General features: G+C 72.9%; 9 protein-coding genes and 3 pseudogenes. 9 read left to right on the top strand and 3 right to left on the bottom strand.

Features of this window, described 5'->3' with window-relative positions:
• Window positions 1-976 precede the first annotated feature (976 nt).
• The 4 genes from aspA to ABZ915_RS14280 all read left to right on the top strand — a co-directional run bounded on the left by aspA (window position 977) and on the right by ABZ915_RS14280 (window position 6,280).
• Window positions 977-2,389, top strand: a complete 1,413-nt coding sequence (aspA, locus tag ABZ915_RS14295) for an aspartate ammonia-lyase (RefSeq protein WP_361801180.1) — start codon at window positions 977-979, stop codon at window positions 2,387-2,389.
• Between the two features lie 50 nt (window positions 2,390-2,439).
• Complete coding sequence (locus ABZ915_RS14290) at window positions 2,440-3,378, top strand: glutaminase (protein WP_361802437.1); 939 nt, start codon at window positions 2,440-2,442, stop codon at window positions 3,376-3,378.
• Window positions 3,379-3,503: 125 nt separating this feature from the next.
• Complete coding sequence (gene mptB, locus ABZ915_RS14285) at window positions 3,504-4,898, top strand: polyprenol phosphomannose-dependent alpha 1,6 mannosyltransferase MptB (RefSeq protein WP_361801177.1); 1,395 nt, start codon at window positions 3,504-3,506, stop codon at window positions 4,896-4,898.
• Window positions 4,895-6,280: a glycosyltransferase 87 family protein gene (locus ABZ915_RS14280; protein ID WP_361801174.1), complete on the top strand. Its 1,386-nt coding sequence runs from the start codon at window positions 4,895-4,897 to the stop codon at window positions 6,278-6,280. The genes mptB and ABZ915_RS14280 overlap by 4 nt, the downstream gene beginning before the upstream one ends.
• 11 nt (window positions 6,281-6,291) lie before the next feature.
• Here the strand turns inward: ABZ915_RS14280 and ABZ915_RS14275 are convergent.
• A pseudogene (locus ABZ915_RS14275) lies at window positions 6,292-7,155 on the bottom strand (serine hydrolase); the annotation flags it as partial.
• A gap of 88 nt (window positions 7,156-7,243) precedes the next feature.
• Window positions 7,244-8,398, bottom strand: a complete 1,155-nt coding sequence (gene rho, locus ABZ915_RS14270; RefSeq protein WP_361801171.1) for a transcription termination factor Rho — start codon at window positions 8,396-8,398, stop codon at window positions 7,244-7,246.
• Window positions 8,399-8,775: 377 nt separating this feature from the next.
• On the opposite strand from rho, the gene ABZ915_RS14265 reads away from it, so the two are divergent.
• The 4 genes and pseudogenes from ABZ915_RS14265 to ABZ915_RS14250 all read left to right on the top strand — a co-directional run bounded on the left by ABZ915_RS14265 (window position 8,776) and on the right by ABZ915_RS14250 (window position 12,453).
• Window positions 8,776-9,990 carry a cytochrome P450 gene (locus ABZ915_RS14265; RefSeq protein WP_361802434.1) on the top strand — a complete coding sequence of 405 codons (1,215 nt, stop codon included), beginning with the start codon at window positions 8,776-8,778 and terminating at the stop codon, window positions 9,988-9,990.
• A 138-nt stretch (window positions 9,991-10,128) separates the two neighbouring features.
• Window positions 10,129-10,812: an SDR family NAD(P)-dependent oxidoreductase gene (locus ABZ915_RS14260; RefSeq protein WP_361801168.1), complete on the top strand. Its 684-nt coding sequence runs from the start codon at window positions 10,129-10,131 to the stop codon at window positions 10,810-10,812.
• Window positions 10,728-11,404: pseudogene (locus tag ABZ915_RS14255) on the top strand (sigma factor-like helix-turn-helix DNA-binding protein); the annotation flags it as partial. The gene ABZ915_RS14260 and the pseudogene ABZ915_RS14255, both read left to right, overlap by 85 nt.
• Window positions 11,405-11,574: 170 nt before the next feature.
• A complete protein-coding gene (locus tag ABZ915_RS14250; RefSeq protein ID WP_361801166.1) occupies window positions 11,575-12,453 on the top strand; it encodes a hypothetical protein in 879 nt (292 codons plus the stop codon).
• Here the strand turns inward: ABZ915_RS14250 and ABZ915_RS14245 are convergent.
• Window positions 12,443-12,844 (bottom strand): annotated as a pseudogene (locus ABZ915_RS14245) (SDR family oxidoreductase); the annotation flags it as partial. The gene ABZ915_RS14250 and the pseudogene ABZ915_RS14245 overlap by 11 nt on opposite strands.
• Window positions 12,845-13,005: 161 nt before the next feature.
• On the opposite strand from ABZ915_RS14245, the gene ABZ915_RS14240 reads away from it, so the two are divergent.
• Complete coding sequence (locus ABZ915_RS14240) at window positions 13,006-13,551, top strand: hypothetical protein (RefSeq protein ID WP_361801163.1); 546 nt, start codon at window positions 13,006-13,008, stop codon at window positions 13,549-13,551.
• The last annotated feature ends 2 nt before the right edge of the window (window positions 13,552-13,553 follow it).

Below are 13,553 nucleotides of genomic sequence, written 5' to 3'. Positions count from 1 at the left end.
TTGGGCGGTCGGCTCGGTGGGCGGTGTCCGTGGTGTCGGCCGGGTCTGGGTCTCGGGCGGTGTCCGCGGTGCCTGTCGAGTGTGATCGCCCTGCCGCGTCCGTGGTGTCGGCCGGGTCCGCGGTGCGGTTGTCTGCGACGCGCGGGCGGTCGGCTCGGTGGGCGGTGTTCGTGGTGTCGGCCGGGTCTGGGTCTCGGGCGGTGTCCGCGGTGCCTGTCGAGTGTGATCGCCCTGCCGCGTCCGTGGTGTCGGCCGGGTCCGCGGTGCGGTTGTCTGCGACGCGCGGGCGGTCGGCTCCGTGGGCGGTGCCCGTGGCGTCGGCCGGGTCCGGTTGCCGGGCGGCGTCCGCGGTGTCCGTCGCGTGTGATCACCAAGCGGTGCTCGGGGCGCCGGTCGGGGCTGGGAACCGGGCGGTGTTCGTGGTGCCGGGCGGGACTGGCTGCCGGGCCGGGGGCCGGGTGGCAGCCGGGTCCGGTCGTACTTCGGTGGCCGGGCTGCCGTTCGGGGTCTGTCGCCGGGCAGGTCGCGCCGGTATGGCTGTGGCCGGGCGGTCACCCCTGTGGTTGGTGGCCGCGGGACGCGGTTCGGGCGGTGCCGGTGGTCATGTGCGGGCGGTGCCGTGCCCGTTCGGCCGGGGGCGCGGCCGGAACCCTGCCCGCTATGGCGCGGGGAGCCGGACGTCCGCCTGCCGTGCCACGGCGTCAGGGCGCCGGAACCGGTCGGGCCGTACCGCCGGTCCGGCCCGATGCCGAGCCCGTATGCCTGGTGCGGCTGCCGCTCGGCGGACGCGCGCCCGTCCGTGGCGTCGGCACCTGCCCGCCGCGTCCGAGGCGTCAAGGCCCGTTCCCCTTACCGGCCGTCAGCCGCCGTCGCGGTCACCGCCGAAGCCCGCGCGGCCACCCAGCCGACCCCCCCACCCGCCGCTTCCCACCCACCCCGTCATCACCTCCGTACCGCCGAAAGAGGCCCGCACCCCATGACCGCCGTCGCCATCCGTACCGAACACGACCTGCTCGGAGACCGTGACGTCCCTGCCGAGGCGTACTGGGGTGTCCACACCCTGCGTGCCACGGAGAACTTCCCGATCACCGGCATGCCGATCTCGGCCTACCCGCACCTGATCGACGCCCTGGCCGCCGTGAAGGAGGCCGCCGCGCTGGCGAACGAGGAACTGGGGCTGCTGGAGCCGAAGAAGGCGGCCGCCATCGTCGAGGCGTGCCGGGAGATCCGGGACGGCAAGCTGCACGACCAGTTCGTCGTGGACGTCATCCAGGGCGGCGCGGGCACCTCCACCAACATGAACGCCAACGAGGTCGTGGCGAACCGGGCGCTGGAGCTGCTGGGGTACGGGAAGGGGCAGTACGCACACCTGCACCCCAACGAGGACGTCAACCTCGGCCAGTCGACGAACGACGTCTACCCGACCGCCGTCAAGGTCGCGACCGTCTTCGCGGTGCGCGGTCTGCTCAAGGCGATGGCCGTGCTCCAGGACTCCTTCGCCCGCAAGGCGGTCGAGTTCCGGGACGTGCTGAAGATGGGGCGCACGCAGTTGCAGGACGCGGTGCCGATGACGCTGGGCCAGGAGTTCTCGGCGTTCGCGGTGATGCTCGACGAGGACCGCAGCCGGCTCGCGGAGGCCGTCGAGCTGATCCACGAGATCAACCTGGGCGCCACCGCGATCGGCACCGGGCTCAACGCCCCCGCCGGGTACGCCGAGTCCGCCCGCCGCCATCTCGCCGCGATCACCGGCCTGCCCCTGGTCACCGCGGCGAACCTGGTCGAGGCCACCCAGGACTGCGGCGCGTTCGTCCAGATGTCCGGCGTGCTCAAGCGCATCGCGGTCAAGCTCTCCAAGAGCTGCAACGACCTGCGCCTGCTGTCCTCCGGGCCGCGCGCGGGCCTCGGCGAGATCAACCTCCCGCCCGTGCAGGCCGGTTCGAGCATCATGCCGGGCAAGGTCAACCCGGTGATCCCCGAGGTCGTCAACCAGGTCGCCTTCGAGGTGATCGGCAACGACGTCGCCATCACCATGGCCGCCGAGGCCGGCCAGCTCCAGCTCAACGCCTTCGAGCCGATCATCCTGCACTCCCTCTCGGAGAGCATCACGCACCTCCACAGCGCCTGCCTCACGCTCGCCGAGCGCTGCGTGAACGGCATCACCGCCAACACCGAGGCCCTGCGCGCCACCGTCGAGAACTCCATCGGCCTGGTCACCGCCCTCAACCCGCACATCGGGTACACGGCCGCCACCGACATCGCCAAGGAGGCCCTCGCCACCGGCCGCGGCGTGGCCGAACTGGTACTGGAGAAGGGCCTGTTGCCCGCCGAGACGCTCGCCGGCCTGCTGCGCCCGGAGATCGTCGCGGGCAGCGTGGCACCCCTCGCCTGACCTGCGCCGACACAGGCACGATGGACGCATCGGGACCGGCCGGAGGCACAATAGTGATCATGACAACGACGTCGTCCTTCACCTTCCTGCCGGTCCTGGAGCGCATCGCCGAGGAGATCGAGCGGACGCCCGGCCGCGGGCGTCCCGCCGACTACATCCCGGCGCTCGCGGCCCGCGACCCCCGCAGCTTCGGCATGGCCGTCGCCGAGCTGGACGGCACGGTCTATGGGGTGGGGGACTGGCGGCAGCCGTTCTCGGCGCAGTCCATCACCAAGGTCTACACACTCGCCCTGGACCTGGCCCGCGAGGGCGACGCACTCTGGGAGCACGTGGGCCGCGAACCCTCCGGCAACCCGTTCAACTCCCTGGTGCAGCTGGAGTACGAGAACGGCATCCCGCGGAATCCCTTCATCAACGCGGGCGCCCTCGTCGTCACCGACCGCCTCCAGACCCGTACCGGGGACGCGGCCGGAGAACTGCTGGCCTTCCTGCGCGCCGAGAGCGGCAACGCGGCCCTGGACTTCGACAAGGACGTCGCCGCGTCCGAGACCGCGCACGGTGACCGCAACGCCGCCCTCGCGCATTTCATGGCGTCCTACCGCAACATCGACAACCCGGTGCCGGTCCTCCTCGACCAGTACTTCCGGCAGTGCTCCATCGCCGCCTCCTGCGCCGACCTCGCCCTGGCCACCACCTTCCTGGCCCGGCACGGCATCCGCGCCGACGGCACCCGGCTGCTCACCCGCAGCCAGGCCAAGCAGGTCAACGCGGTGATGCTGACCTGCGGGACGTACGACGCGGCCGGGAACTTCGCCTACCGGGTCGGCCTGCCCGGCAAGAGCGGGGTCGGCGGCGGGATCATCGCGGTCGTACCGGGCCGCTGCACGCTGTGCGTGTGGAGCCCGGGGCTCGACGAGCGCGGCAACTCCGTGGCGGGGGTGGCGGCCCTCGACCGGTTCACGACCCTGACCGGACTGTCTGTGTTCTGATCCCCCACGGTCCCTGCACAGGGCCTCGGGTCCGATCACGTTCCGGTCACGCGCAGGCCGCCCTTCGGAGGGAGCCAGGTCGCCTTCCGGCCATCCGGCGTTGTCACGCTGCCCCAGTGTTGGCCATGGCGTTTCCCGTCGATCTCCGCCGCTGCCAGGTGATGGGCCTGGCCGGTACCGCCTGCCTCGCGCTGGGCGGTGAGACGGCCGGCGCCCTGCCCGTGCGGGAACTCCTCGCCCCCGCCTCCGTCCGTGCCGCCCTCGGCCTGGTCGGCGTGTACTTCGGCGTCGTCCTGCTGATCGCGGCCTGGCTGCTGCTGGGACGCCTGGTGCGCGGCGACCACCCACCCACCCCGCGGGCCCTGCTCCTGGTCCTCGCCGTGTGGGCGGCCCCGCTGCTGCTGGCGCCGCCGCTGTTCAGCCGGGACGTGTACAGCTACCTCGCGCAGGGCGCCATGGTCGACGCCCACATGGACGTGTACGCGCACGGCCCGGCCCGGCTCGGCGGCCCGCTCGCCGACGAGGTCGCACCGGTGTGGCGGAACACCGGTGCCCCGTACGGCCCCGCCTTCCTGGCGATCGCCTCCGCCCTGGCCGGTCTGACCCGGGGCGAGCTGCCCGCCGGCCTGTTCGGGATGCGGCTGCTCGCGCTGTTCGGCGTGGCCCTGATGGCCGCCGCGCTGCCCCGCCTGGCCCGGCACAGCGGCGCCGATCCGGCCGCCGCCCTGTGGCTGGGCGCCCTGAACCCGCTGGTGCTGCTGCATCTGGTGGCCGGGGCCCACAACGACGCCATCATGCTCGGCCTGCTCGGTCTGGGCCTCGTGGCGGCGCTCGGCAGGTGGCCCGTCCTGGGTGCCGTCCTCGTGACGCTGGCGGCCCTGGTGAAGGCGCCCGCCGCGCTCGGCCTGCTGGCGGTCGTCGTCGTCCAGGCGCGCGCGGGGCACAGACCGGCGCGCGCCGTCCTGACGACCGCGCTGGCGGCCGGCGCGACCACCGCCGTCGCCACCGCCGTCGCCGGGACCGGGTACGGCTGGATCACCGCACTGGACACGCCGGTCTCCCCGCACAACTGGGCGCTCACCAGCCTGCTCGGCCGCGCCACCGGAGCCCTGCTCGAACGCCTCGGCAGCGGCCTGGCCCCGCTGGCCGTCCCGGCCTGGCACGTGCTGGGCCTCGCGGTCACCGCGGCCGCCGTCCTCCTCATCTGGGTGCGGCTGCGGCCCGCCCCGGTCTACGCGCTCGGCCTGAGCCTCGCGGTGGTGGCCGCCTTCGGCCCGGCGATCCGCCCCTGGTACGCCCTGTGGGGCCTGTTCCTGATCGCGGCCGCCGCGCCCAGCACCTCGGTACGGCGGCGGGTGGCGGCGGTCACGGGCGTGCTCGCCCTGGCGGTGCTGCCCAGCGGCGGCCCCGCGGACACCGGCCAACTGGTGCTCGCCGTCTCCGGCGGCGTCCTCGCCGTCGTCGTCCTGGCACAGGCCCACCAGGCGGCCCGGACACCGGCCCTGGGGCGTACGGCGTGAGGGGGCCGGGCACCGACCGGGGACGGGTGCTCCTCGTCCTGGCCCTCGGCACGGCCGTGACCGTCTTCACCGCGACCGTGCCGCTGCTGCGCGACTTCTTCGACCTGCGCGTCTACTACGGGGCCGTGGACGGCTGGGTCCACCACGGCGGCCGGATCTACGACTACCGCGTGCCGGGAACGCCGTACGGCTTCACCTACCCGCCGTTCGCCGCACTGGTCATGCTGCCGATGGCGCTCATGCCCCTGCGCACCGCGGTCGCCGCGTCCCTGCTGCTGAACCTGGCGGCGCTGGCGGTGGTGCTGCGCATCCTGGCCGGGCTCGCCTGGCGACGGCACGGCTGGTACGGCTGGGCCCTGGCCGCCTGTCTGCTCGCGCTGTTCGAGCCGCTGCGCGACACCTTCAGCTTCGGCCAGGTCAACCTGCTGCTGCTGGCCCTGGTGCTCGCCGACGGCCGATTGCTCGCGACCGGGCGGGGCCGCTGGGCGGGCGCCGGCATCGGACTGGCCGCCGCGATCAAGCTCACCCCGGCCGTCTTCATCGGTCTGCTGCTGATCGCCCGCCGGTGGCGGGCCGCCGCGCTGGCGACGGCGGTCGCCGCCGGGGCGACCGGGCTGGCGGCCTGGGCGGATCCCGGAGCCTCCCGCTTCTACTGGACGGAGGCGCTGTGGGACACCGGCAGGGTCGGCCGGCTGGACTACGTATCGAACCAGTCCCTCCAGGGTGTGCTCGCCCGGCTCGGCGAACCGGGCCGTCCGGTGTGGGCGACGGCCGTGCTGCTGGTGCTGTGCGTGTGGGCCTGGCGGGCGCGCGGCGCGGTCGCGGCCGGTGACTGGCCCGCCGCCGTCGCCCTCACCGGCCTCACCGCCTGCCTGGTCAGCCCGATCACCTGGGTGCACCACCTGGTGTGGCTGCTGCCGTCCTTCGCCGTGCTGGTCCGCACGGGTCACGTGCGCCTGGCGGGCGCCCTGTACGCGGTGCTGTGCACCAGCGTGGTGTGGCTCTGGTACGACGACGCGTCCGGCCTCGACGGGTTCCTGGGCAGCAATGCCTACACGTGGATCACCCTCGGCCTGCTGCTCGGCCTGCCGGCCGGTCAGCCGTCCGCCTTCCGGCTGTTCTTGGCGCGCAGCGCCAGTGCCACGGCCGCGGTGCCGAGACAGGCGGCGCCCGCGATGACTCCGGTGTCCGGCCAGTCGGAACCGGTGTCGGCGGGGGCCGGCGGCGGGGCGGCCACGGGCGGCACGGACGCGGCGGGGTGGGGCGGGCGCGGGATCAGCGCGTCCAGCGAACCCACCGGATCGACGCGTCCGGACGCGGCGAATCCCCAGTCCAGGAGCGCGCGCGCCTCCTCGTACACGGCGAAGCCGCCGCCCTCCTGAGGGTTCATCACGGTCGTCACGAGCGTGCGCCCGTTCCGGCGCGCGGCGGCGACGAGCGTGTTGCCCGCGTTGGTGGTGTAGCCGTTCTTGACGCCGATCAGACCGGGGTAGGGCTTCACACCGTCCTCGCCGGTCAGCAGCCGGTTGGTGTTCTCGATGCCGTACGACCCGCCGTCGTCGCCGGGGAACCGGGCCTGGGCGGTGGAGCAGTACCGGGCGAAGTCAGGGTTGCGCAGTCCGGCGCGGCCGAAGACCGCCAGGTCGTACGCGGACGACACCTGGCCGGGCGTGTCGTAGCCGTCCGGCGAGACGACCCTGGTGTCCAGGGCGCCCAGGGCGCGGGCCCTGACCTGCATCCGGTCCGCCGTGGTCTGCCAGCCGCCGGCGAGGGAGGCCAGGACGTGCACGGCGTCGTTGCCCGAGCTGAGGAAGACGCCCCGCCACAGGTCGGCGACCCGGTACGTGTGCCCCTCGACCACGCCGACCAGGCTGCTGCCCTCGCCGACGTCCGCCAGTTCCTTCGTGTCGACGGTGTGCCGGAAACCGCCGGGCAGGGTCGGCAGCACGGTCAGGGCGAACAGTGTCTTGAGGGTGCTGGCGGGCGGCAGCCCGCGGTGCGCGTCGGACGAGGCCAGCACCTCGCCGCTGCCCGCGTCGGCCACCAGCCATGACAGCGCGGAGACGGCCGGGACCTCGGGCACCCCTGGGTGCGGACGGACCTGCGTGCCGGAACGGTAGAGGAGCGACGGCTGCGGGACCGCCGCCCTCGGCCGTCCGGGCGGGGCGGGGTCCGCCGACGCCGGGGCGAGCGCGAGCACCCCCGCGACGCACAGGGCGCAGGTCGAGGCAGCCACCCGAGAAGAGAATCCGATCATCATACGAATCAACGTAGGAACGGACGTGCCGTGGACCGCGTTGCCCGCGCCGGAGGCCACCGGGAGGCACCCGGATGCCGCACGCGGATCAGTCCGTCGGCAGTGTCGGCTGGACCCGCCGCAGGAACGTCGCGTTGTCGGGGGTCTCGCGCATCCGCCGCAGCAGCGTCTCCAGGTTCGCCGGGCCGCCGTCCCGCGACCGCAGCGCGCGGCGCAGCCCTCGTACGGTGGTCAATTCGGCCGGGGTGAGCAGGAGTTCCTCGCGACGCGTGCTGGAGGCGTCGAGGTCCACGGCCGGGAACAACCGGTGGGAGGCCAGTTCCCGGTCCAGGCGGAGCTCCATGTTGCCGGTGCTCTTCAGCTCCTCGAAGAACAGGCCGTCGGCGCGGGAGCCGGTGTCCACCAGGGCGGTGGCCAGAATGGTGAGCGAGCCGCCCTCCTCGGCGTGCCGCGCCGCGCCGAAGAACCGCTTGGGGCCGAGCAGGGCGCCCGCGTCGACGCCGCCGCTGAGGGTGCGGCCGCCGGCGGACGCCGCGTTGTTGTGGGCCCGGCACAGCCGGGTCAGGGAGTCGAGCAGGATGACGACGTCCTCGCCGTCCTCGACGAGCCGTTTGGCGCGCTCGACGACGAGTTCCGCGAGCGCGATGTGGTCCTTGGCCGACCGGTCGAAGGTCGAGGCGTACACCTCGCCCTGGACCGAGCGCCGCATGTCGGTGACCTCCTCGGGGCGCTCGTCGAGCAGCAGCACCATCAGCCGGCACTCCGGGTGGTTGCCCGCGACGGCGGCGGCGATCTGCTGGAGCAGCACGGTCTTGCCGGTCTTCGGCGGGGCCACGATGAGCCCGCGCTGGCCCTTGCCGACGGGGGTGAACAGGTCGGCGACCCGTCCCGCGAGCCCGGACGCCGGGTGTTCGAGGCGGATCCGCTCGCGCGGGTGCAGCGGAGTCAGGTCACGGAAGTGGCGGCGTCCGCGGAGCGCCTCAGGCGTGCGTCCGCCGACGCGTGCCACGTCGGTCAGTGTGCGCCGCTCGCCGCGGACGCCCTCGACGAGGTCGCCGCGGCGCAGGCCGTGCCGCCGGATCAGCGCGGGGGAGACCTGGAGGTCGGCGGGCGAGGGCAGGCAGCTCTCGGCGCGCAGGTGCCCCTTCCCGTGCGTGTCGATGTCGAGGACACCGGTGACGAGCTGGTCGGCCGGGCGCCCCTGCCGTGCGGGAGGGTGTTCGAGTGTGGTGGTCGTGGTCATGAGGGTGAGGTCCTTTCCGGACGGTCGGTACGAAGGCATGAGGAAGGGGGGCAGGGGGATCTGGCCGCGAGGGGAAGGGCGTGGGAACACGCCTCCGGCGGCGGGAGCAGCACCTCGGGTGATCGCGGACACGACGTGCCTGCGTCGGAAACGTCCTGCTCACGAGGTGGTGCGGAGAAGCCGGTGGACCGGTCGCGAAGCGACGGGTGGATCGGCTGAACGAAGTGGAACGGGCACCGGCGCCCGAAACGGGGCGCACCTTGATGCTGATCGCACTGTACCAGTGGTCCCGCATCCGTCAACATGGAGTCGGGCCGGTCCATTCCCGGAGACAGGAGATCCCGTTGGCGACCTCGTCCCCCGTACCGCCGCACCGTATGGACCCCTCCGGCGGCTGCCCGCATGCCGACAACGCCCGGCTGCTCGCGCGGGGCGCGGTGGCGTCGGTGGTGCTGCCCGGGGAGATCGAGGGGATGGTGGTGCTCGGGCACGAGGCGCTGAAGGAGTTCCTCCAGCATCCCGAAGTGGCCAAGGACGCCCGGCACTTCACCGCGCTCCGCGAGGGGCGGATCGCCGAGGGATGGCCGCTGATGACCTTCGCGACGGTGGAGGGCATGACCACCGCCGACGGCGAGGACCACCGTCGGCTGCGGTCGCTGGTCAGCCGGGCCTTCACGCCCCGGCGGGTCGAGGAACTCAGGCCCCGGGTCGAGGAGTTGACGGCGTCTCTGCTCGACGATCTGGCGCGCGCGGCGGAAGCGGACGGCGGGGTCGCCGATCTGCGGCGGCACTTCGCGCTGCCGCTGCCGATGGGCGTCATCGGCGAACTGCTCGGAGTGGACGACGAGTTCAGAGACCGGCTGCACCATCTGTGCGACCGGGTCGTGGCCACCGACATCGGGCCGCGCGAAGCCGTCGCCGCCAACCGCGAACTCGTCGAGGTGCTCGGCGCGATCGCCGCCGCCAAGGCCGAGCGGCCCGGCGACGACCTCACCGGAGCCCTGATCGCCGCCCGCGACGAGGCCGGCGACCGGCTCAGCCAGCGGGAGCTGATAGGCACCCTGGTACTGATGATCATCGCCGGGCACGAGACCACGCTGAACCTGATCACCAACGCCGTGCGGGCCCTGTGCGGCCACCGCGACCAGCTCGACCTGGTGCTGAAGGGCGAGGTGAGCTGGGGCGACGTCGTCGAGGAGACGCTGCGCTGGGACGCGCCGGTGAGCTACTTCCCGTTCCGGTACCCGGTGCGGGACCTCACCGTGGACGGCACGGTCATCCCCAAGGGCACGCCCGTTCTCGCCGGTTACTCCGCCGCCGGACGCGATCCGTCCGCACACGGCCCGGACGCCGACCGGTTCGACGTCACCCGGCCCGCCCGCCCGGACGCCGTACGCAACCTGTCCCTCGGTCACGGCGCCCACTACTGCCTGGGCGCCCCGCTGGCCCGCCTGGAGGCCGGCATCGCGCTGGAGCGGCTGTTCACCCGCTTCCCCGGCCTGGACCTCGCCGTACCGGAGGCCGCCCTCGCACGGCACGCCAGCTTCGTGGGCAACAGCGTACGGGCGCTCCCCGTGCGGCTGACGTCCTGAGAGCCCGCGTCCGCGCCGCATACCAGCCATACGAACCCCCGATGGCCCTCCCCCGGCGCATTTCTTGTTCCGGCCAAATCCCCTCCCTACGCTGCCACCACCTCACTCGGGCGGCATGGGACAAGGGACTTGGCAATCATGGGCCGACTGGCCGGGAAAATCGCTTTCATCAGTGGGACGGGAGCCGGAATAGGCCGGGCCGCGGCACAGGTTTTCGCGGCAGAGGGCGCACTTGTATTCGGCTGTGACATCGACGAGAAGAACGCCGCGGAAACCGTCGAACTCGTCGGGAAGGCCGGCGGTGTCATGCGCTCGCTCGCGCCCGTCGACCTGTCCACCGAAACCGGAGCACGCGAGTGGATCGAGGCCGGGATCGAGGCCTTCGGCGGGATCGACATCCTCTACAACAACGCCTCCGCGCTGCGCAACGGTCCGTTCGAGACGATGCCGGCCGACGACTGGTACTTCACGATCCGCAACGAGCTGGACATCCCCTACTTCTGCACCCGGGCGGCCTGGCCGCACCTGATCGCACGCGGCGGCGGAGCCGTCCTCAACGTGGCCTCCGTGGCCGCCGTGCGGGGCGCCCCGTTCATGCCGATGGTGCCGCACGGCGCCGCCAAGGGCGGGGTGCTGGCGATGAGCAAGCACCTGTGCGCGGCCGGCGCCCCGCACCGCATCCGCGTCAACACCATCGCCCCCGGAATGACCCGCACTTCGGCGACCGCGGGGCGGAGAAGCTGCGGAAGGCGGCGATGCTCACGGCCCACGAGGAGCCGTACGACGACGACAGCGGCGTGCACGACGACCGGCTGCGGCTGATCTTCACCTGCTGCCACCCCGCGCTGACCATGGAGGCCCGGGTCGCGCTGACCCTGCGCACCCTGGCCGGACTGACCACCCCGGAGATCGCCCGCGCCTTCCTGGTCCCCGAGGCGGCCATGGCACAGCGCCTGGTGCGCGCCAAACGCAAGATCCGCAACGCCGGCATCCCTTGCCGGGTGCCGCCCGCACACCTGCTGCCCGAACGCACCACCGGCGTCCTCGGGGTGATCTACCTGCTGTTCAACGAGGGGTACGCCGCCTCCTCCGGCGCCGATCTCCTCCGCGCCGGCCTGTACGGCGAGCTCCAGCGCCATGTGCCCTCCGCCGTCGTACGGCTCAACCGGGCGGTCGCGGTCGGCATGTCCGAGGGTCCCGAGGCGGGGCTGGCCCTGGTGGCCGAGCTGGAGCGGGAGGGCGAGCTGGCCGGCTACCACCTGCTGCCCGCCACCGCGCGGACCTGCTGCGCCGCACGGGCCGCGGCGAGGAGGCCGCCGAGGCGTACGCGCGGGCGCTGGAACTGGTCGACAACGACGCGGAACGGCGGTTTCTGCAAAGGCGGCTCGCGGAGTGTCGATCCGGGCGCCGCTGATGCGTCGGTGGGGTGGAACGACCTCACGAGACGACATGGAGCATCCCGTGAACATCATCACCGCTCTCGCCGGACCGCGCCTGCGAGGCTGAGCCGCACCAGATGTCCCCAGACCATAACGATCCCTGACGTGACGGGACTTGACCGCCCACATGCATTATCTTCACGTCATGTCCACGCCGCCCACGCCGCCGCAGCAACCGCCGGACCAACCGTCGGACGCGCCCGCTCAGCCGACCGCGTACCCCTACCCGAACCCGCAGTCGCCGCCGCCCGGCGGGCCGGCCGGTTTCCCGCCGCCGACGCAGCAGGGTGTCTACGCCCAGCCGACCCTGGTCGGCCAGCCGGGCCAGCCCCAGCCGGGCAACCCGTACGCGCAGCAGGGCCCCTACGGCCCGGTGCCCGTCCCGCCGCCCGGCGGCGGCAGCGGCGGTGCCGGGCGGGCGGTCCTGTGGGCCGCGGTCGGCGCGGTGGTGGCCTCCGCGGCGTGGGCGGCCGGTGTCTTCCTGATCGGCAAGGACAGCGCGGACCTGCGCGGCTACTCCGCTCCCTCGAACCTCTGCTCGGGCGGCGACTACTCCTCCTTCAAGGACGAGTACCCCGAGAACGACACCTCCCCGACCCACAACGCGCTCAAGGCCGCCGCCCTCGACGAGGGCTATTGCAGCCTCAGCCTGAAGAAGACGGGTTCGAGCTACGCGGACGCCTACCTGACCGTCCAGATGGACCTGCACAAGAAGACGGACCCCGGGCCGGAGTTCACGGCCACCTGGAAGAACTACGACGACAGCCACTCCGGTTACGACGTGGAGAGCGTGAACGGCATCGGTGACGAGGCGTACCTCGTCACCGAGGACACCACCAGCGGCTCCTCCAGCGGCTCCCGCTACGCCACGCTGGCCGTGCGGGACGGCTGGATGACGTACACCATGAGCTACAGCGCCTACCTGTCCTCGTACGACACGGACAAGGACCCGCCGAAGCTCGACGAGGTGACCGACTGGCTGAAGTCGGACACGAAGGCCACCTTGCAGAACCTCAAGGGCTGACCCCGTCCAGCGCGTTCGTGATCGCCTTCACCCCGCCGTGCGCCGCACAGCCGCCGTCGACGGTGATCTCGGCGCCGTTGACGTACGACGCCTCGTCGGAGAGCAGGTAGACGACCAGGGGCGCGACCTCGTCGACGGTGCCGGGGCGGCCCTGCGGGGTCAGGCCGAGGTGGGCCCGGACGAACACCGGGTTCGCGGACTCCATCAGCGGTGTCTCGATGTAGCCGGGGTGGACGAGGTTGGTGCGGATGCCGCGCGGGGCCAGCTCCAGCGCGGCCACCTTCGACAGGCCGCGCAGCGCCCACTTGCTGGCGGTGTAGGCCACGGCGTGGTGGGCGGTCAGGGCGGCCACCGAGCCGACGTTCACGATCGAGGAGCCGACCGGTGGCACCCGGGGCGGCACGACGTCGACGACCCGATGACCCAGGACCAGTGGGGGACCGCCGACCCGATGAGCGAGTCGGTCGCCAAGGAGCAGTTCAACGACCCCGACGTGCTCTTCGAAGCGCCCCCCGTCTGATCCGGCCGACTCCCCCCAGAAAGGCCGCCGTTGTGGCAGAGATCCTGAAGCACGCCGTACCCGGGGCCGAGGTCACCGCCTCCCTCGACCAGGTGCGCGCGACTCGCCGGCCCGGCCGCCGTCGTGACGTACGGCGACAGCACCGCGAGGCGGTCGCCGCACTCAACGCCGAGCTCGAACTCGGCCTCACGGACACCGAGTCGGCGGCCGTGCCGGTGCGTAGCACGGCCGTCGACTCGGGCCACTTCGGCTACATGTTCTTCGCCGCGGGCACGCTCACCATCGACGGCGGCACGGTCGTGAGGGTGCCCACCGTCGACGCGTCCACCTTCTACGAACTGGGCATCGTCAGCAACACCGTGCGGCCCGCCGTCAACAACGGGGCGATCGTGAAGCTGAACAGCGGCTCCACCTGGACGGTCACCGGCACCTCGTACCTGACCTCGCTCACCGTCGCCGCCGACGCGGCCGTGAAGGCCCCGCGCGGGAAGACGGTGACGCTGACGGTCGACGGCACGCCGACGGCCCTCACACCGGGCACGGCCCGCACGGGCGCGCTGACCCTCACCGTCGCCTGAGG

Origin of the sequence: Streptomyces sp. NPDC046915, assembly GCF_040644935.1 — a bacterium.
Classification (GTDB): domain Bacteria; phylum Actinomycetota; class Actinomycetes; order Streptomycetales; family Streptomycetaceae; genus Streptomyces.
This window is presented reverse-complemented; position numbering and strand designations above follow the sequence as displayed.

Bases quoted from the DNA above. Each gene is read 5' to 3' on its own strand.
- aspA (WP_361801180.1), top strand. From the start codon at position 977: ATGACCGCCGTCGCCATCCGTACCGAACACGACCTGCTCGGAGACCGT.
- mptB (WP_361801177.1), top strand. From the start codon at position 3,504: ATGGCGTTTCCCGTCGATCTCCGCCGCTGCCAGGTGATGGGCCTGGCC.
- rho (WP_361801171.1), bottom strand. From the start codon at position 8,398: ATGACCACGACCACCACACTCGAACACCCTCCCGCACGGCAGGGGCGC.
- ABZ915_RS14265 (WP_361802434.1), top strand. From the start codon at position 8,776: ATGGACCCCTCCGGCGGCTGCCCGCATGCCGACAACGCCCGGCTGCTC.
- ABZ915_RS14260 (WP_361801168.1), top strand. From the start codon at position 10,129: ATGGGCCGACTGGCCGGGAAAATCGCTTTCATCAGTGGGACGGGAGCC.
- ABZ915_RS14250 (WP_361801166.1), top strand. From the start codon at position 11,575: ATGTCCACGCCGCCCACGCCGCCGCAGCAACCGCCGGACCAACCGTCG.